Source organism: Streptomyces sp. CA-106110 (genome assembly GCF_050936285.1).
Lineage (GTDB): Bacteria > Actinomycetota > Actinomycetes > Streptomycetales > Streptomycetaceae > Streptomyces.
The window spans coordinates 154,009-171,840 of the sequence record NZ_JBNJNB010000001.1; the positions used below are offsets into that span (position 1 = coordinate 154,009).

Consider the following 17,832-nt stretch of genomic DNA (forward strand, 5'->3'; position numbering starts at 1 on the left):
ACCAGAAGCAGCCACACGAATTACCTGCCTACCTGCGGACGTGACACATCCCCGCCACCACCAGGGGGCCCGGTTGACTCGAGGCGCTGAGCTCGACCGTCGACCTGATCGAATGGCGCGGTCGTGTGCAGCACTAAGGGCGCGCAGAGAATCAACATGCTGGTTTGATCTTCGTTGGTGGCTGGTTGCCGTACCTGTCGAGGTGGGTAGCCAGGTCCGTTGGGGTGCGGAATCTGGCTGTCGACGGCGGGATCGTGTGGCCGGCCTCGGCCAGGAGGGGTCGCACTTCCTGGACAGCGCGGGTGAGGGTGCTTCTGGTGACGCCGAAGAGCTGGGCAAGCAAGTCATGGGTGCCGATCTTGCGCTGGTAGAGCACGGTGGCCAGGATCCGGTCGGCGTCGGAGAGCTTGTCCTTGGCCCCTGCGCCGCGTGTTCGGTGTCGTTCGCCGCCCCGTCGCTCGTGGCGGAGCCGCTCGCGCTGTTCGGCCAGGGCAGGGATCAGATCGTTGAGCAGGGTGTCCAGTTCGACGAAGGTCATGCCGGTCAGCTCAGGGTCCCAGAGCATGGAGCCGTCGATGCGAGCCGGTGCTGCAGCCGGCCGGGCGACGGTCGCGGGATCCGTCCTCGGGCCGGGAGTGGGCGGGGCATCGGCGGGGTGGAGCGTGTAGTTCCAGTCTCCGTGGAAGCGGTGCCTGCTCATCGCCAGGGCGTCGATCTCGGCGTCGGTGACTTTGATGCCGGTGTCGTAGGTGTTGGTGTCGAGTGCGGCCTCGACCCGGAGCCCGGTGCCGGTGGTGGTGGCTGCGATGGTATTCACGATGACGTCGTGGCTGGTCAGCGGTCTGCCGCGCCAGTTCATGGAGATGTGGGAGAACAGCCGGTGCTCCACTCTGTTCCATTTCGATGTGCCGGGCGGCATGTGGCAGACCGTGATCTGCAGGCCGGTCTCGGCCGCGAGGGCTGCGAGTTCGGTCTTCCATGCGCGGGTGCGGTAGCCATTGGAGCCGCCGGCGTCCGCGGTGATCAGCAGCCGTGCGGCATGCGGGTAGTCGTGCCGGCCACGGGCATGCCACCAGCGGCCAATCGAAGCGACCGCGAAGGCCGCGGTGTCGTGGTCGCACCCGACGTTGACCCAGCCGGTGTTCGCCGTGATGTCGTAGATCCCGTAGGGGATCGCCTTGCCCGGCCCCTGCCGGTCGAGGAAGTCGTGCGTCTTGACCTGCACCGGCTCGCCCTGAGGCTGCCACTCACGCCCAGCGTTCTTGTACTCGCCGACCAGCTCTTTCTTCTTCGTGTCCACGCTGATCACCGGATCCCCGGCGTCTCGGTGATCGCGGGCCTGTTCGTTGATGTAGCGGAACTGCGCGTCGCGGTCGGGATGCTGGCTGCCCTCGATCGTCTTGGCGTTGGCCTGCAGACTGAAGCCCTCCTCGCGCAGCAGGTCACCGACGGTGTCCGCCGAAACGCGATGGCCCTGCCGAGTGAGTTCACCGGCGAGTTTGCGCGTCGACTTCGTCGTCCAGCGCAGCGGCGACATCGGATCCCCACGCATATCCGGCTCGACCAGCGCCAACAGCGCAGGACGCAACCCCTCGTCCACCTCGGCCGCCCTCTTACGCCCGCCGCCGGGGCGGCGGACCCGTCCCGAAGGCTCCGCACCCGCCTCCAGCTCGTCGACGCCCTTGCGGACGGTGGTCTCGCTGACCCCGGCCGCCTGCGCGACCGCCCAGATCCCGCCGTGTCCCAGGATCCGGGCCTCGGTTCCCATCAGCAGACGGCGCTGACGCTCGTCCAGGTGCGGAACCAACACCGCTAATCTCACAAAGAGTTGATCACGAGTCTCCTGCGATATGGCCATATCACATCAACGAGCCAGATCCACGGAAGCAACACCTTGATTCTCTGCGCGCCCTAACGAGTTGGTGCGTGATAGCGGTTGGAGCGTTGCCGCTGGTGGGTGGCATGATCCGCTGGTGGCGATCATGGTCAATCGGGCGGTTCTGGCGCATCGGCTGTTCACGGGGATCTCCCGGCGTCATCTGGCTTGCCTGATCGAGGAGTTGGCCCAGCCGTGGCAGGCCGGTGTCGAAGGTCGCCGTCACGAAGCACGGGGAAGGCCGAGGAGGCGGGCTGCGGGAGCCGGAGCCCGGGCAGTCAGCGCCGGACCGCACAGCACCGGCTTGCCGGCCAACCTCTCCTTCCTGGTGGAGCGCCGATCAGCGGAGCACTTCCTGGCCGCGGTCGACGAATTCCGCCAGAAGCACCCGCACCTCGAACTCCGTGTCAACGGCCCGCTGCCGCCGTTCAGCTTCGTGGAGACCGCCTCATCCCAGCAGATCGAAGGCGGTACCGCGGAAGCGTTCAGGAACGCGGCAGCCCAGCCGAACGAATGAGAGGCGCCCCTCGCTCGGCCGCGCGCAGCGGGCCTACCTCAGGTCATGACCCGATCGCCGTGAGACCGTTGCCGGTGAGGTGATTGATCCGGCGATTGTGCAACTCCTGCGGGCCTGCGCGGCAACACGCCAGCCTGGCTCACCGCCTGCATCACGAATGACTTGCCCGCGCTGGAGGTGCGCGCATGAGTTCAAAGCGGCCGGCTCCTGGCGACAGCCCTGCGAGCGGCCCGCAAGGACCGGCATCCGGCGTGTCCGCGGGGGCGGGCGGCTTGCATACCGGCAGGGGCAGGATGCCCGGTCGGGACGGCCGATGGTTCCGCGTCGGCTTCTGGCTCGGCCTGGGGGGCACGGCGGCCTGGCTGACCCTGCACGCCGTGCTTCAGGTCAGCCAGCTTCTGACATTGATCCTTCTGGCGCTGTTCGTCGCGATCGGTCTGGAGCCGGTGGTGGCCTGGCTGATCCGGCACCGCCTGCGGCGCGGCTAGGCAATAGCGGTGGTGGTCGCCGCGTTGTTGCTCTTCCTTGCTGGGTTTGCAGCGCTCATCGAGCCGCCGGTCGCACACGAGGTGACCGCGCTGATCAAAGCGGTCCCCACCTGGCTGCAGCAGCTTCACGACCACCACTCCGCGCTGGGAAGGCTGGAGGACCGCTACCACATCGTCTCCAGGGTCAAGCAAGCGCTCAGCTCCCAAGGCGCGTCCGGTGTCGTGGGCGGACTGCTCGGTGCCGGAAAGACCGTGTTGAACGCACTCACCTCCCTGGTTATCGTCATCATCGTGACGCTCTACCTGATGGCGGGACTTCCCGCGATCAAGCGTTTCTGTCTCCGTTTCGTTGCGGCCAGCAAGCGCGGCCGTGCTCAGGAGATCACCGAAGAAATCCTCAACCGGACCGGCCGGTTCCTCCTGGGTAACATCGCCACCTCCGCCATCGCCGGACTCGCCACATTCGCCTGGTGCTGGGCCGTCAGCGTGCCCTACCCGGCAGCGCTGGGCGTCTTCGTCGCCCTGATGGACCTTGTCCCCATCGTCGGTTCCACCCTCGCGGGCGTCATCGTCAGTCTGGTCGCACTGTCCGTGTCCTTGCTCATCGCCGGACTCACGGCCGGCTTCTACACGGCCTTCCGCCTCGCCGAGGATTACCTGATCATGCCCAGGGCAATGAAGTACGCGGTCGACGTCCACCCCATCGTCACCATCGTCGGTGTCCTGGTCGGCGGCGCGCTGCTGGGCATCATCGGCGCCCTGGTGGCCATTCCCGTAGCAGTCGCAATCGGCATCATCCTCGATGAGTACGTCTTCACCCGCACCGACGCCTCGTGATCATCAACCACCGCCTCCCCCGAAGGTGGTCACCGCCGAACTCGACCAACGCCACGCGCTGACCAGGACTTGACCGGTCGGTCACGTTCGCGGCCAGATGGCGAGAGCTGCTGCTCGGGCGGTGCCGAGGAAAACATAGCCACGCTCGTGAGCGTCTGGCGGTCGAATACGTCACCGGCTCCGACTTGGCGGACATCAGCGTCTCCGAGCCCGACGAGTAGCCTCCGCGTCTGCGCGCACCACCCACGGGCATGGTGTGGCTGCACCGCTGGGCGCATGGTGCAGCCGCGCGGGCGCTTCCGCGGGCTCTTCCGGATCCACGGGCTGCGCAGGCGACGCCGGAGAATCGGGCCCGCCGCCCCGCCCGCCTGTGTGATCATCCTGCGTTCCGTCCGGTTGTCGGCCCGCGGCGGCGCGCCAGCATGGCACCACCACTTCCCCGAACAGCTCATACACGCTCACCTGGACGCGCCAGGCACTACGACGCACACCACTGCGATGATCACAGTGGTCACCGCAATGCCGACCATCACCGCCCGTCCGTTGAAGGACACCAGCAGCCTCGTCCCACGTGCGCGATCAGCGACACTGCTGCGGCGATCACCGGACCCGGGCCGGGGAGCTTCCACGCACTGCTCAACGAACGATGAAGGCGCGCACCGCGGGCGGGACGTCGGCGACGATCTCGGCCTGGTCGTCGAACGGCAACCCCAGATGGGCCGTCATGCGCGCGCTCGTCACGGGCGCCACTCGTCGCGGTAGCCGGGCCGGTCCACGTAGGGCAGGGCGAGCATGCGCAGCAGGTCGTCCCAAATGCCACCTGTGGGTGGCAATTCCGTCCGTCGGACGTGGTTCCCGCGCACCTCGAACTCGTACAGCAGCCGCTGCTTGGCGTCGACCTCGCGCAGCACCCGCACCGGATCATGCTCCACGATTTGCAGGGCATCCGCCATCGACTCGAACACCGACGCCTTGCCACCCGACCGGTCGCCCGCGACGATCTCCGTACCGTCCGCTGCAATGATCGACTCGTCGTTGAGGGACCAAGGGCCCCGGGTGGCTGCGCGGGCAATCCGTTCGTCCTCATCGAGTTGGACGCGCAACCACTGAATCAAGTCATCCATGACGCTCACTCTGCGCCGGTAGGCGCGTGGGCGCTCGACGGCCTGGGCGACGGTGGCGCCGCGCCAACGGTGCCACCGGCTCGAGCAGGTCTGGCCCTGCTCGAAGGCCGGCTCGGGCGCACAACACGTGGCAGGGTGCCCAGGCCTTCAAGAGGGCCGGGCGAGGCGAACCGTTACTGGTCGAAGGGCCGGAAGCTGTTGGGACCTCCAAGATCACACCCCTCGGAATGCGGTCGGGCATTGCCTGGGGGAAGCTATGGCCATGGCCGTGCGTCGCGTGATCGTGGAGGCGCCCTGTGGACCTGGCGGCCGCCGGGTATGCGTCGATTACAAGATCTTGGGCACGGCGTACTCGCTGCACGATTTGGCGGTGTTTCTGCGATACGCCGGCCTGGTGGGCTGGGACGAGCTGGACGTGGCCGAATCGGATGTCATCGAGTGGCACGGCGGCGGCCCGGAAGTTTGGCCACGCCAGGTTTGTCCAGATGGTTGGGCGTGCCCGGGTGGGCCCGCCTCGCTGGTGTGAGGGACACAAGGTGCGAGGCGGGCCAGATGGCCCCGCCCTTCGCGCTAGGCGGCGCCGGGTTCACTATGGCACCGGCCGCGAGCCAAGGGACGTGCTCCGGTGCGTGGCAAGCCCTTCGGGCGATGCACAGGTCACCCGTTCTGGCAGGCCAATGGCGGTCAGCTGTCGTCGGCCTTGCGGCAAGCGCGGTGGCCCTCGAGGGCCTGGGCGACAGTGGCGCTGTACCAGCGATGCGCGCCAACCGCGTCTTCGACGTGCAGGGACCTTCCGGCCCCGGGTGCGGGCGGCGCGGATGGTGGCGGCCTTGGATCCCTGTCAGGTCTTCGATCTCACGGGCGGTATAGAGGCGGCGCGGCTCCAACTCGATGGCTGGCGGTCGACGTGGTCACGGACGAACGCGGCGACCGCCGACCCGTCGGCCAGCGTTGCGCGTACCGCACATATGTTTGATCCAAATGGGCGGGGTTACTCGGCGGGGTTGGCCGGTGGCAGTCGCGTCCGTGGATCTCATCTGGATGCGGCCGCCGGGCTGGGGCGTTGGGCCGCGGGATAGGCGAGGGAGGTGGTCAGGGTGAGTGTGGTGGCAGCGCAAGGCGGGGGCGGAGGAGGGTCCAGTGGCCTGTACGACGTACTGGACCTAGTTCTCGACCGAGGGTTGATGATCGACGCGTTCGCGCGGGTATCCCTGGTCGGAATCGAAATCCTGAAGATCGATGTGCGGGTCGTGGTGGCGAGCGTGGACACCTACCTGCGGTTCGCCGAGGCTTGCAACCGCCTGGACCTGGAGGCAGGCCCACGCAAGCCGGTCGGACTGCCAGAGGTCGCCGGCGGCCAGCTCACCGGTTCCGGTAGTCAAGCCAAGACGAAGGGGGCCCTGTCCGGCACTGCGCAGACCGACTCCGATGCCTTCCAGCAGGCGCGCGACGAGGGCCACGAGAGGGAAACCGCACGGCCGCGCCACCGTCGGGATGAGGAACAATGAGCACCTACGTCTACGGCATCAGCCATAGCTCACACGCCCCCGCTGTCTGAGCACACCGCCGGCATCGACGAGCCGCCACGTCCAGTGCGCATCCTTCGGGAATCGGGCGGGCACACGATCACGCGACGTTCGGCCATGCCACCAGCCTCACTCGTCCCGCGCCGGCGCGCAGGCGGAGAGGGCCCCGTCTGCGGCACGTGGCCCGCCGCGCCCGATGAGGGGTACGGCCGAGGCGGGCCTGCGAGATTCGAAAGATATCCGTTCCCAGCAACGACGCTCACTGTGACACGCAAGGCCTGCTTGGCGAGGTAACTGCGGCCGCTCCGAACCGCCAACCGGACAGCCTCTGTCCTCCACCAGCCTCGGCGGTCAACAGCAAGCCCGGCAGATCATGGACCTGGATGCCGATGGCTTCGACGATCTCCGCGGCCGGGTAGCGCTCCAGCTTGGCCGCTCTCCGGGCGGCCTCTCGGCGCAGACTGATACGGCACAGCACGCCCAAGACGTGCCCGTACTGGCGCTACGAGAGGGCCTACAGGCGGACGACGATCAATGCGATGTCGTCGTGTCCGCCGCTACTGACGCCGAGGCGGGACAACAGAGTGTCAGCCAAGTGCTCGGCGCTGAGACGGCAGTTGACGGCCAGGACATCGGTGAGCCGGTGCAGGCCTGCGTCGATGTCCTCCCCCCGGCGCTCGATCAGCCCGTCGGTGTAGAGAACGAGGGTGCCCCCGGGGGCATAGGGAACGGCGGCCTTGGGACGCGGAGTATGGCGCGGGCGGGCTCCCAGCGGCGGATCGGTGGCCTGGTCGAGCAGCACGCAGGTGCCGTCCGGACGGACGAGGACCGGTGGCGGGTGGCCCGCGCTGCTGTAGCTGATGTGCCGGCGGCGGGTGTCAACAACGGCCTTGACCACGGTGGTGGCCAGTGCCCCTTCGACCGAGCGGGCATAGAGGCCCAGGACCTCTATTGCTTTGGCGGGATCGCGCAGGGCGCGCACGGCGGCGGACAGGGCACTGCGGAGCATGCCCATGACGGCGGCGGCTTCCAGGCCGTGGCCGACGACGTCCCCTACGGCGACGGAGAAGCCGCCGTCGGGCAGGTCCACCACGTCGTACCAGTCGCCGCACACGTTGAGTCCTTGGGCCGCGGGCAGGTAACGCACCGCGACGTTTCGGTGGTTGTCCAGGTCCGGCGACTGCAGCATGGCCTCCTGGAGGGTGACGGCGACCTGCCGTTCCCTGGCGTGAGCCTGCCGCAGTTGCTCGTTCACCAGCTGGAGCTCCCGCGCCCGCGCATACAGTTCGGTCTCCATGGCCTGCCACTCGCTGACCGTTTGCCTTGGCTGTGGCTGCTCAGCATGGGCGAGCACGAACGCGGTCACGTCCTCCACACGGTGGATGATCAAGGCCACCTCTCCATCCGGCCCGAGCATGGGGGTGTTGATGGGGGACCACCACCGCTCCTCGAACGCCCCCGGGCGGTCGGGCACGGGAATGTCGTACTTCTGCATCGCCATGGTGTCCGGCTCCTTCGAGCGCAGGACCCGGTGCATGGAGGCGCTCAGGTTCCGAACCCCGTCGGCGTCCGGGTCTGCCGGGTTGTCGGGGAAGGCGTCGAAGAGATATCGGCCGACCAGGTGATCCCGAACGTGTCGGGTCGCATGCAGGTACGCCTCGTTGACATCGAGAATCACGAGGTCGGGTCCGAGCACCAGGTACGGAGTGGGTGTGGAAGCGAACAAGTCCTTGTAGTCGATGTGCGGTGTAGTCACAGACGCTCGCCCCTTCCCATCCGACGGCCCCTCCCCCAGCAGCCTCTCGTCAGGACCCCCACGCCTCTGCCCCGCCGCCACACCACTCGATCAGGTCCGAGGCCGCCTCGACGAGGTCCTCGGCCATCTGGTTCACCTCGGTCCAGTCTTCAATGCCGGCACGTTCGAGGAACACGCTGAGATCTTGCAAGCTGTACGCCCTCACGGGCATGTCGCCGTCGACCTGCACGCGCCGACCGCCCGTATTGGACGGCGGGAAGACGATCACGCGGTGCTTGGCCATGACACCAGCCGCGCGCGCAGGCGCCAAATGCGCATACCCCGCCTCGGCGGGGGCCACGCAGAAGGGTTTCGTCACGCTTGCCCACCCGTATGACACTCTGGGTGGCCGTCCTCGCGCTGCCGGATCAGCACGCCCTGGTGACACCCGGCATGGAAGCACAGCTCCAGGCATAGCGATGCGGCCGGATCAGCTTTCCACGGCGACGCGGACGGTGCTCAGGCGCTGGTCGGCCGCGTCCGGCAAGAACATGCCGGCCGCGACTCCGGTGGTCAGGTATTCCAGTACGGGCTCGGTCAGGCGCTCGCCGGGCACAACGACGGGGATGCCGGGCGGGTAGGGGTGATCATCTCGCCGGCGACCCTGCCGGGGGCCTCGGTGGCGGGAACCGTTGCATGCCGGGCGAAATAGGCGTCACGGGGTAGCTGGACCTGGTCCATCCGTAGATCGGCGGGTGAGGGAACGGCGACGCGGGGAGCTCCACTCAGACGGTCGGCGTGGCCGGCCAGATCGCGCAGGGCGGTGAGCAGACGCGTGGTGCCGCCGCTCTCGACCAGTTCGGCCGCCGACTGAGCACGCTCGCGGTTCCCTCAACACCACAGGGTTCTGACTCCCTGGAGTCCTGGGCTGCAAGCCTGGGCACCATCGAACAGATAGGCCTGGAGGGCACCGGTTGTTACGGCGCCGGCCTGTCCAGGTGGATGCGGCAGCGGGGCCACCGCGTCGTCGAGGTCAACCGCCCCGACCGTCAGACACGCCGGCGCCGCGGGAAGTCCGATGCGGTGGACGCCGAGACCGCCGCACGAGCAGTGCAGGCCAGCACTGCCACGGCCATACCGAAGACCGGTGACGGGGCCGTCGAAATGATCCGGGCCTTGAGACCCGGCATCGCCTGGGCCACGGCGAGACAGGCTAGTTCGGAGTCCGTCACCGCGGCACGCGGCCCAGCCATCGGGTATCTCCGATCTCGTCGTCAATCTTCACGTACAGTGCGGTCAGCAGGGTGTCCAGGTCGCTTGTCACATAACGATCTTGGATGCCCTGTCTGCGCTCCCGCTGTGTCGGGCCGACTGCCCAGGCTGTGACCACCGGTGAGGAGGCCCCAAAGACGTGGCAACCGTCGTTACGCGACGCGGTCGGTGGCCGTGCGCCGGGCGAAGTCCATGTGCCAGTTGGTGATCCAGGTCCGCCCGTTGTCGAGGGAGAACGCCTGCTCCCAGTGGGCGCGGTCGGTGGTGATGCCGGACCAGATGAAGCGCGCCTGGACCTTGCGGCCGTCGTGTTCGTCGTCGCCGTGGAAGACGCCAGTGCCGTCCGCGCTGAAGCTGCCGGTGACGGGTGGGAAGAGGGTGCCTGTGCGCTTGCTGGCCCAGTACAGCGACCACTGTGCGGTCGCTGGGTTGAACAGCCGCAGGGTCAACCCGGAGAAGCCCTTGGTCGGGAACTCGATCTCGTCGAAACTGGCGGCGCCGTCGAAGTGGCAGGAGGCACGGGTGATGCCGGGGAACTCCTCCCAACGATCGTCACCCTCCGTCGGGTCGAGGAAGTCCTTGCGCCAGCGGTTGGCGACGTCGTAGGTGCCGGTGAAGAACGCGAAGTCCTTGTTCGTCATGCCGCAGACGCTAGGACCGGTCCCCTGACATCCCGTGTCATTGAAGGCTCCCCTCCCTGAAGGGAGGGGATTCTCCACCCTCCAGGGCTGCGTGGGGATTCACGGCTCAGGCCGCCACCTGAGCCGGCGGCTCAGGTGGTCTTACGCCCTCGGCACCGTCCGGGTTCCAACCTGCCCGGACCAGCATCACGCGGGCGGAGTTCTTGTCCCTGGGCGAGACGGCTCCGCACGCGGTGCAGGCATAGGTTCTCATCGAGAGAGGGAGTGCGTGCTTGGTTCTCGCTCCGCACTGCGCGCAGTCCATCGTGGTGTGCGCCGGGTGCACGAGGCGGACGTCCCGTGCGTGCTTGCGCCCCATCTCGACCAGAGCGCGTTTGGTGGCGGCGATGGCGGCATCGGCTGCCTTGCGGGCCATCGTGGTTTTCGCGAGGAACTTCGGGCGGAAGTCCTCCACCGCCACCCCGTCATGACCGCGCATCACGGACTTGGCCCACTTGCGGCCGGTGTCCTCCCGCTGCCGCGCGATCTTCCTGTGCAGCTTCGCTGCCTGTGCCTGCGCCTTCCGGTAGCCGGTGGATGCGGGCCGGCCCTTCGGACGCCGGCGCCGGGCCATCATCCGCTGGTAGCGGGCGAGCCCCTGCGCGGCCCGCTTGCCGTGCTCGGCATGCGGGAGATCGTAGGCGTCATCCGTGGTGGTAGCGGTCTCCTGCACACCCCAGTCCACCCCGAGCACCCGCCCCGTGGGAGCGAGCGGTTCGCTCCGCGCGGGGGCGACGAAGGACACATACCAGTGCCCGAGCGTGTCCTGGTACACGCGCACACTCGACGGGTCGGCCGGAAGAGCCCGCGACCACACCACGCTCAGCACGATCTGGCCCGCAAGGTGCAGACGACCGTCCTTCAGACGGAAACCGCGCCGCGTGTAGTTCAGGCTCGGCCTGGCCTCCCGCTTCCGCTTGAAGCGGGGCATCCCGGCCCGGCGGTGCTGCGCAAGCCCGTCCTTGACGTCCTTCAACGCCTTCGCCCGCGACTTGGCGAAGTCCCGAATCACCTGCTGCTGCGGCACCGAGGCACCCTCGGCCAGCCACGGCATCACCCGACGCGCCTCGGTCAGCATCCTGTCCAACTGCGCCGGACCACACGTCAGCTTCTCGCCGGACTCCTTGGCTCGCTGGTGGACCTGCTTGGACTTGGCGACGCATTCATTCCAGAGCCACCGGCAGCGGTCCCACTCCGCTTCAAGTGCGCACCGCGCGGTAGCCGACAGGCGCACACGGAAGGAGTACCGGGCATGCCCGGCCCCCTCCGTGGTCGCGTCTGTCGTCATGCATCCGAACCTACCCGGGAGGACTGACAGTTGAGACCTCTTGATCGCCACGGGCTCGCTCACCTCGTCGCGGGTGGACGGTCTTTCGCCCTGGAGGCGAAACCCCTATTTCCCGTCCTGCTCCGCAGGAGTCCGATTCCTCCCCGGCCTGAAGGCCGGGGCATCCTCGGAGGAACCCGGTGAACCGGCCGAAGATTTGCGACCATGCGCGCCGGTCGACTCCTCTCGCTTCTGCTCCGGCTGCAAAACCGCGGCCGGATGACCGCCGATGAGTTGGCGGCGGCACTCAGGGTGTCGGTGCGTACGGTGTACCGGGATGCGCAGGCGCTGAGCGCGGCGGGCGTGCCGGTCTACGGCGAGGCGGGGCATGCGGGCGGCTACGCCCTGCTCGACGGCTACCGCACGCGGCTGACCGAGCTGACCGCGGCCGAGGCACAGACCCTCTTCCTGGCCGGTCTCCCCGGGCCGGCGGCCGAGCTGGGGATGGGCTCGGCCCTGGCAGCGGCCGAGCGCAAGCTCGAGGCGGCCCTGCCGGTCGCGCTGCAGGGTCAGGTCCGGCGGATCCGTGAGTGCTTCCACCTCGACGCCCCGGGCTGATACCGGCAGGCGGACGAGGTACCGCATCTTCCGGCGGTGGCGGCCGCAGTGTGGGTGTGAGGGACTATCCGCGTGCGCTACCGCCGGTGGCATACCCCGCAGGTGGTTGAGCGGCGTCTGGAGCCCTACGGGATAGTGCTCAAGGCCGGACGCTGGTACACCGTCGCCCGTGCCGGCGATGACCTCCGCACCTACCGGATCGGGCAGATCCTTGACCTGGAGCCGCTGGAAGAGGTGTTCGACCCACCGGTCCGTTTCGACCTGGCTCGTCACTGGAAGGCCCATACGGCGCGGTGCAGGAGCGGCTATGGCAAGGCGAAGCGGAGATACGCATCTCACCGGTCGGCATCACCCGCCTTCAGGACGTCGCGGCGCAGGCGGTGGTCGATGGCGTGAACCAGGGAAAGCTGGAGCCCGGCGGCTGGCGCCGGGCTGTCATCCCCATCGAGAGCCTCGCCCACACGGAGGCAGAGCTGCTGCGGCTGGGCCCGGAGGTGGATGTGCTCGCACCGTCGGAGCTTCGAGACCGCATCGCCGCATCGACACGGACCATGGCGACGCTCTACGACTGAAGGTGATTTCGCCCGTGCGTGCCGTCCGGACGGCCGGCGTCGGGAAACGCCGGCACCCTGCCTGCACCCAGACGAGGCGCACCGCCCTGCGCGGGTTCAGTACGTCACGCCTTCTTTCGCGTCGCCGCCGGAGCGCGTGGCCAGCGTCGGAAGGGCGGTACCTGCTCAGGCAGACCGAGAGCGGTATTCGGTGCTGCGGCTCAGGCACGCTGCCCTTGCCCGCCGCCTCTCGCTCAGTCTCGCCAACTCAGGCGCTCATCTGCCAAGTGGAGCACTCAGCCACGCCCCGACGCACCGTCAGCATTGGGAATCACTCGTCTAAGCGGATGACCTGAAGTTCTGCGCGGAATCCGGGGCGGCGGCGTCGGCCGGGCGCGATGGCCTCGATGACACGGGGACCTCGCCGGGTGTTGTATCGAGGTTGAACAAACTATGACAAAACCGGCGAGGTCAAGGCCAGTATGCGTCCGGCATCCGTGTTCGCCAACCCTCCCGGCGTGGCGGACCAGCACCTGTACCACCTGCTGCACCACCGCTGGCGGGAGGCCGCCCGCGTCGTGATGGTGCTGCTGTCCGCCGCCGGCCTGACCGCAGGAGAGATCGGCGAGCTGCTCGGCTACCACCCGGCCACGGTGCGCCGCTGGATCCACCGCTACCACGCCGACGGCGCCCCGGGCCTGGCCGACCGCCCCCGCCCAGGACGCCCCCGGCTCGGCGGGCCGAGGTTGAGCGAGCGCATCCGCCGCCTGCTGACCCGCCCCGGGCCGTGGACCGTCCGCCGGATCCACCACCGCCTGGGCCGGCCGAAGATCAGCCCGCGCACCGTTTACCGGCGCACGCGCGAGCAGGCGGCCTGGCGGCGGCCCCGCCTGACGGCCAAGGGCGACCCGAACCGGCGGCGCGTCCTGGCCGCCCTGCGCCGGCAACTGCGGGCCCTGCCCCGTGGGTCGGTGGTCCTGGCCGAGGACGAGACCCACCTGCACCTGCTGCCGCACATCCGGGCGAGCTGGATCCCGCGCGGGACGCGGCAGCAAGTGGCCACCCCGGGAAAGAACCGGCAGACCACCGTCTTCGGTGCCCTGGAGGTGGCCACCGGCGCCTGGGTCTACATCCTCGACCGCCGCCGCAGTGCCGCCACCTTCGTCGCCTTCCTCCAACTGCTGCTGGCCGCCTACCCCGACACCCCGGCCGTCGCGGTGCTCTGCGACAACGACAGCATCCACCACGCGAAGGCGGTGACCGCCTACCTGGCCGACCAGCCCCGCCTGCGCCTGCTGTTCGGCGCCCGCTACAGCCCGCACGACAACCCGGTCGAGCGCATCTGGGCCGCGCTGAAGGCGTTCCTCGCCAACACCGCCGTCACCTGGCCGAGCCGCCTGCGCCAGGTCCACGCCTTCTTCCGACAACGCTCACCCACCCAGATGCTGACCACCGCCGCACCCTGGTCCTCACCCTGGCTGCCGAGGGATTACGCGCAGAACTTCAGGTCATCCGCTTAGATATGATCTGCCTCGCTTTGGATCAAGCTCCGGGGAAAGGCGGTCACGTCGTGCGCGGTGGGGGACGAATAGCCGTGCGGGCGTGCTGCGTACTGACGCTCGCGGCGTCGACTGTGCTGGTGACCGGATGTGGCGACGGCCGAGTCGATCCGCCCTTGCCCCCGGCTGCCGGGCCCGCGATCAGAAGTTGCGTGACATCCTCCGGAGGCCTCGTGGCCGACTTGGACGGCGACGGCACGGCCGACTATGTCTCTCCCCCCTCGCTCACCGGCGCCGACCTGACCATCACTTTCGCGGCAGAGGGCGGGCGAGAGACGAAGGTGGGACCCCGGGACCTAGTTGGGGAGCGCGGCGAGGATGCGAAGGACGTGCTGGCCATCGTTGCCGACTTCGACCAGGACGGTTGGAACGACCTCTTCGTTGTCGCCACCGGTGCTTTCCGGGGCGACGATCCCCTGGAGCCGGACGTCTCTGAACTGCGGCTCGGGCCCTTCTCGGCGCGTGGACGCGGACAGAGTGACCACCACGTCGACCTGACCGAGCCGCGCGCCGTTGCCGTCGCCGACTACAACCACGACCGCTTCCCGGATCTCGCGTCCTACGGTCACGAGGGCGACGGCGTCTACTCGACGACGGCCCGACTCAGTAGCGAGAAGGGCCTGGACCGGGAGTCCAGCGAGGAAAACAGGCAATACACGAAGGAAGCCGATCAGACCGACCTAAAGACCCTCGACTCCATGCCCGAGGCCGACCTGACGACGTTCTACCCGGCCTGCGACGGCGACGACGGCACCGCGTAACGAGCGGCGTCTGGTCCCAAAAATAGAGCCTGGTGAGGCTGCCAGGCACATCCATGAGCCCCTCCCCCAGCGCGGCCCGGTGGCCAAGCCTGCAACGGCGAACTATGACATTCACGGATCACGAGGTGGGGTGTGGGCCTGCACTTGGACGCGTTCTTCAACAGCGTGGGATTACTGGGCAGATCCGCGAGTGCTCACTGTCTGCTGCTGCGCTGCCCTACGGCCGCACCATCGACGCAGGGATCAGCGCCTTCGCGATCCCCACAGCCCGTCCGGAACAATCCAACTCCCCGTACCCCGCCCGTGATCGACTCAACGAGCCGGCACCACACAGGACACAGCCTGAGTCCGGAATTCACCTCATCCAGAGGCCGTCAGCCGGTCCGTACCGCCGTGATGGTGAAGCGTTCGACGTCGGCGACATGCCCGCCGGTGGATGCGACAACCGTGAGCACCGGGTCGCGGACGCCGGAGAAGGACACCGACACGCTCCAGGGCTGGTCGTCGCCGCCCGCTGAAGTGCAGCATGGGGAGGTGCCCAACGGCGCCGCGGACGACGGCTGGCGCACTGTGACGCGGATGCTCTCATCCACTCCGGAGATCCGCCCGCCGGTCACCAGCGGGGAGCGCACGAGCGACCCGTACGCAGGCGTGGTCAGGGAGAACATCGTGTCGTCGGTGCCCACCACCTCCCACGGAGCGTCCGGGCCGGTTCCGAACCGCACGAGGTGAATCACCCCCGCGGTGCCGCCCTCGGGCCCCGTCCGTGCAACGCCGATGCGGGCATCTCGGCCACTGACCGTGCGCGAGGAGACCCGGTCGATCTCCTTGAAGCCCAGGTAGTCACGGGTGAAGGACAAGGCAGTCCGGTCCGGGTCAAGATGCCAGGGCTGGTGGCCACCGGAGCGATAGGCGCGTTCCCACACCTGAGCTTGGGCCAGCGATACGAACGGCCACACCGGCTGCAGACCCCAGGAACCCAGCGGTGGCGTGCCGTGGGGGGCGGGCGTGGACGCGCCATGCGTGGCCACCGGGGCGGCCGTCGACGGCGCCAACGGCCTGGGCGTTGTGTGCGACTGGGACGGCGCAGCCGATCCCCGTGCTGCGGACGACGATGCGTTCGGGGACCCGCCAAAACCGCTGCAGGCGGTGAGCATCAGGCCGGCCACGGCCGCTGCGGCGAAGCGTCGCAATGGGAGCCAGATGTTCATAGGTGCCCCAGGAGAGGTGGAACTGACCGCCGACCGGCCTATCCCACCATCGTTCCACCAATCCGGCCTACGCCACAGAGGTTGTGCCGTACTGCTCGAAGGTGAGGGGGCTCGAAAGGTCATCGCCGCAGGTCGAGACGGTAGAGCGGCCTTGGCCGGGACCATGCCCACCGTGATCCCCACGATTGCTGTACAAGGCAGCTCGCAAGCCGCTGCCCGACGACCACGCGAATTCGACAGGCAGGCACTGATGACGCCTCGGCGGTCGCTGGTGTCTACATGCGCTCCCGGCAGGTCGCCTTTGCCAGGCCTGTTCCGCAACACCACCTCGACGCCATGAACCCAAGACAGGAACAGTCCGGCTGGACGTCATACTTCGCAGACACAGTGGCCACCGTCGGGAGTGCTGGTAGCCGAAACCGAGGCCGGGATCGTCGGGTTCGCACGTTTCAGCCCGTCTGAGGAGACCTCTGCCATCGCGGAAACCGCGCATTGACGACTCTCGGACAGGCCGACTACGCACAGGCCGCCCGGTGGGTACTCGAAGACAACGAACGAGCCCGGCGCTTCTACGAGGCCGGTGGTTGGCGCCCCAACGGCGCCCGTGGTGGACACCACCGGCGGGGCCGCTCTCAACAAGTTGCGTTACGGCCACCCTCCTGATCAACTCGCTTACTCTCCCAGCCGCCTAGATGGCAGCCTCCTGGCCCTCGGATCGCCGGACCGGCTCGTCCGCGGCTGCCGTCACAGGCTCAGCAGCAGGTCCCGGACCGCTGCAGGCTGGGACAGGAACGGGTGGTGGCCGGCATCGAGCTCGACGACGCTGTCGGCCCGGCGGGCGAACTCGCGCTGCAACCGCGGCGGGGTGCCCCGGTCCTGAGCGCAGACGAGGTACGTCGAGGGCACCTGCTGCCATGCGGCCGCCCCGACCGGCTGTCCGGTCACCTGCATGCTCTGCCGGGCGAGGTGGTCCGCCGCCTGCGCCTGAACCTCGGGGTCGCAGTCCTGCAGGAACGTGTCCACCAGCAGCTCGGGGCGGACCCCGAACGTGCCGGCGTCGGGGTCGACGTCGAGGAACGGGGCGGGGCTGCCGTCCCCGAACTCCGACAGGCTCTGCCCGACCTCGGGCAGGTAGCTGGCGACCAGCAGCAGTCGGCGCACCGACCCGATTCCCGCAGCGGCTTCCGCGGTGACGACACCGCCGTAGCTGTGGGCCACCACGACGGTCGGCTCGTCGCCGGCCTGCAGCACCTGCCGCACCGCGGCAACATCCTCGGGCAGCCCCGGACCGCCGACGCCGCCGGGCAGGCCCGCCTCGCCGCAGCTCGGTAGTGCCGGGGCCACGCTCGGCACCCCCCGCTCCTGCAGCAGCTCGGCGGTGCGATGCCACCACCACGACCCGTCCCGCACACACGCCCCGTGCACGAACACGACCCTCATCGCCACCTCCACGTCGGCCACTCTCGAAAAGAACAGACCTGCAAACACAGGCTCCCACCGGCGTCGGGGACGAAGCCGCAGTAACTACCGGATGTACCGCGACAGGGACTCTGGGCCCAGATTCCCCCCGCGATGGCCTCGCGTGTTCGACCGAGCATGATCACCGCCGCCGGGGGTGAGGTGTAATGCATTTACCGCGACAGCGGTGGAGGGGCGGCGAGGATGGCGATCGAACAGGCGGCCGTGTCGGAGACCGAGGGCGCCTCCCCTCTTCCGCGCGCCCGGGTCGTACCACTGGCCGCCGGTCCCGCGGCGCACGCCGCGATGACCGGTACCTGACAGCGGCGGGCCTCTCGACGGGCTCGGCGCG

Annotated in this window: 15 protein-coding genes and 6 pseudogenes; 11 read left to right on the plus strand and 10 right to left on the minus strand. The window is 68.6% G+C overall.

Features of this window, described 5'->3' with window-relative positions:
- Positions 1-151 precede the first annotated feature (151 nt).
- Positions 152-1,858 carry an ISAzo13 family transposase gene (locus ACQEXA_RS00800; protein ID WP_433128136.1) on the minus strand — a complete coding sequence of 569 codons (1,707 nt, stop codon included), beginning with the start codon at positions 1,856-1,858 and terminating at the stop codon, positions 152-154.
- A gap of 124 nt (positions 1,859-1,982) precedes the next feature.
- On the opposite strand from ACQEXA_RS00800, the pseudogene ACQEXA_RS00805 reads away from it, so the two are divergent.
- The 4 genes and pseudogenes from ACQEXA_RS00805 to ACQEXA_RS00820 all read left to right on the plus strand — a co-directional run.
- Positions 1,983-2,150, plus strand: a pseudogene (locus tag ACQEXA_RS00805) (transposase family protein); the annotation flags it as partial.
- 3 nt (positions 2,151-2,153) lie between these two features.
- A pseudogene (locus tag ACQEXA_RS00810) lies at positions 2,154-2,393 on the plus strand (GvpL/GvpF family gas vesicle protein); the annotation flags it as partial.
- A gap of 293 nt (positions 2,394-2,686) precedes the next feature.
- Positions 2,687-2,881 (plus strand): hypothetical protein, encoded by a 195-nt coding sequence (locus tag ACQEXA_RS00815; protein WP_433128138.1) that lies wholly within the window; start codon positions 2,687-2,689, stop codon positions 2,879-2,881.
- A gap of 9 nt (positions 2,882-2,890) precedes the next feature.
- Positions 2,891-3,718, plus strand: a complete 828-nt coding sequence (locus ACQEXA_RS00820; RefSeq protein WP_433128140.1) for an AI-2E family transporter — start codon at positions 2,891-2,893, stop codon at positions 3,716-3,718.
- A 737-nt stretch (positions 3,719-4,455) separates the two neighbouring features.
- Here ACQEXA_RS00820 and ACQEXA_RS00825 read toward each other — a convergent pair.
- Positions 4,456-4,842 (minus strand): DUF6221 family protein, encoded by a 387-nt coding sequence (locus ACQEXA_RS00825; RefSeq protein WP_433128142.1) that lies wholly within the window; start codon positions 4,840-4,842, stop codon positions 4,456-4,458.
- 262 nt (positions 4,843-5,104) lie between these two features.
- On the opposite strand from ACQEXA_RS00825, the gene ACQEXA_RS00830 reads away from it, so the two are divergent.
- Positions 5,105-5,368 (plus strand): hypothetical protein, encoded by a 264-nt coding sequence (locus ACQEXA_RS00830; RefSeq protein WP_433128144.1) that lies wholly within the window; start codon positions 5,105-5,107, stop codon positions 5,366-5,368.
- Positions 5,369-5,939: 571 nt separating this feature from the next.
- Entirely contained in the window at positions 5,940-6,350 is a 411-nt protein-coding gene (gvpJ, locus tag ACQEXA_RS00835; RefSeq protein ID WP_432938393.1) for a gas vesicle protein GvpJ, read from the plus strand.
- A 532-nt stretch (positions 6,351-6,882) separates the two neighbouring features.
- Here gvpJ and ACQEXA_RS00840 read toward each other — a convergent pair.
- From ACQEXA_RS00840 to ACQEXA_RS00850, 3 genes and pseudogenes are all read right to left on the minus strand, one after another.
- Positions 6,883-8,124 carry a PP2C family protein-serine/threonine phosphatase gene (locus ACQEXA_RS00840; RefSeq protein ID WP_432938391.1) on the minus strand — a complete coding sequence of 414 codons (1,242 nt, stop codon included), beginning with the start codon at positions 8,122-8,124 and terminating at the stop codon, positions 6,883-6,885.
- A 49-nt stretch (positions 8,125-8,173) separates the two neighbouring features.
- Entirely contained in the window at positions 8,174-8,482 is a 309-nt protein-coding gene (locus tag ACQEXA_RS00845; RefSeq protein ID WP_432938388.1) for a hypothetical protein, read from the minus strand.
- 111 nt (positions 8,483-8,593) lie between these two features.
- Positions 8,594-8,943, minus strand: a pseudogene (locus tag ACQEXA_RS00850) (ornithine decarboxylase); the annotation flags it as partial.
- Here ACQEXA_RS00850 and ACQEXA_RS00855 point away from each other — a divergent pair.
- Positions 8,902-9,222 (plus strand): annotated as a pseudogene (locus ACQEXA_RS00855) (IS110 family transposase); the annotation flags it as partial. The pseudogenes ACQEXA_RS00850 and ACQEXA_RS00855 overlap by 42 nt on opposite strands.
- 62 nt (positions 9,223-9,284) lie before the next feature.
- Here the strand turns inward: ACQEXA_RS00855 and ACQEXA_RS00860 are convergent.
- From ACQEXA_RS00860 to ACQEXA_RS00870, 3 genes and pseudogenes are all read right to left on the minus strand, one after another.
- Positions 9,285-9,427 (minus strand): annotated as a pseudogene (locus ACQEXA_RS00860) (IS982 family transposase); the annotation flags it as partial.
- A 100-nt stretch (positions 9,428-9,527) separates the two neighbouring features.
- A complete protein-coding gene (locus ACQEXA_RS00865) occupies positions 9,528-10,016 on the minus strand; it encodes a hypothetical protein (protein ID WP_432938383.1) in 489 nt (162 codons plus the stop codon).
- 106 nt (positions 10,017-10,122) lie between these two features.
- On the minus strand, positions 10,123-11,343 hold the full coding sequence (locus tag ACQEXA_RS00870) for an RNA-guided endonuclease InsQ/TnpB family protein (protein WP_433128146.1): 1,221 nt from the start codon (positions 11,341-11,343) through the stop codon (positions 10,123-10,125).
- Positions 11,344-11,547: 204 nt separating this feature from the next.
- Between ACQEXA_RS00870 and ACQEXA_RS00875 the strand changes: the two genes are divergently transcribed.
- From ACQEXA_RS00875 to ACQEXA_RS00890, 4 genes and pseudogenes are all read left to right on the plus strand, one after another.
- A complete protein-coding gene (locus tag ACQEXA_RS00875) occupies positions 11,548-11,940 on the plus strand; it encodes a helix-turn-helix transcriptional regulator (protein ID WP_432938378.1) in 393 nt (130 codons plus the stop codon).
- A 102-nt stretch (positions 11,941-12,042) separates the two neighbouring features.
- Positions 12,043-12,512: pseudogene (locus ACQEXA_RS00880) on the plus strand (helix-turn-helix transcriptional regulator).
- Between the two features lie 461 nt (positions 12,513-12,973).
- Entirely contained in the window at positions 12,974-14,011 is a 1,038-nt protein-coding gene (locus ACQEXA_RS00885) for an IS630 family transposase (RefSeq protein WP_433128148.1), read from the plus strand.
- Positions 14,012-14,223: 212 nt separating this feature from the next.
- Entirely contained in the window at positions 14,224-14,811 is a 588-nt protein-coding gene (locus ACQEXA_RS00890; RefSeq protein WP_432938376.1) for an FG-GAP repeat domain-containing protein, read from the plus strand.
- A 374-nt stretch (positions 14,812-15,185) separates the two neighbouring features.
- Here ACQEXA_RS00890 and ACQEXA_RS00895 read toward each other — a convergent pair whose 3' ends face one another.
- Both ACQEXA_RS00895 and ACQEXA_RS00900 read right to left on the minus strand, forming a co-directional pair.
- A complete protein-coding gene (locus tag ACQEXA_RS00895) occupies positions 15,186-16,022 on the minus strand; it encodes a hypothetical protein (protein WP_433128150.1) in 837 nt (278 codons plus the stop codon).
- A 744-nt stretch (positions 16,023-16,766) separates the two neighbouring features.
- A complete protein-coding gene (locus ACQEXA_RS00900; RefSeq protein ID WP_432938373.1) occupies positions 16,767-17,462 on the minus strand; it encodes an alpha/beta fold hydrolase in 696 nt (231 codons plus the stop codon).
- Positions 17,463-17,832 lie beyond the last annotated feature (370 nt).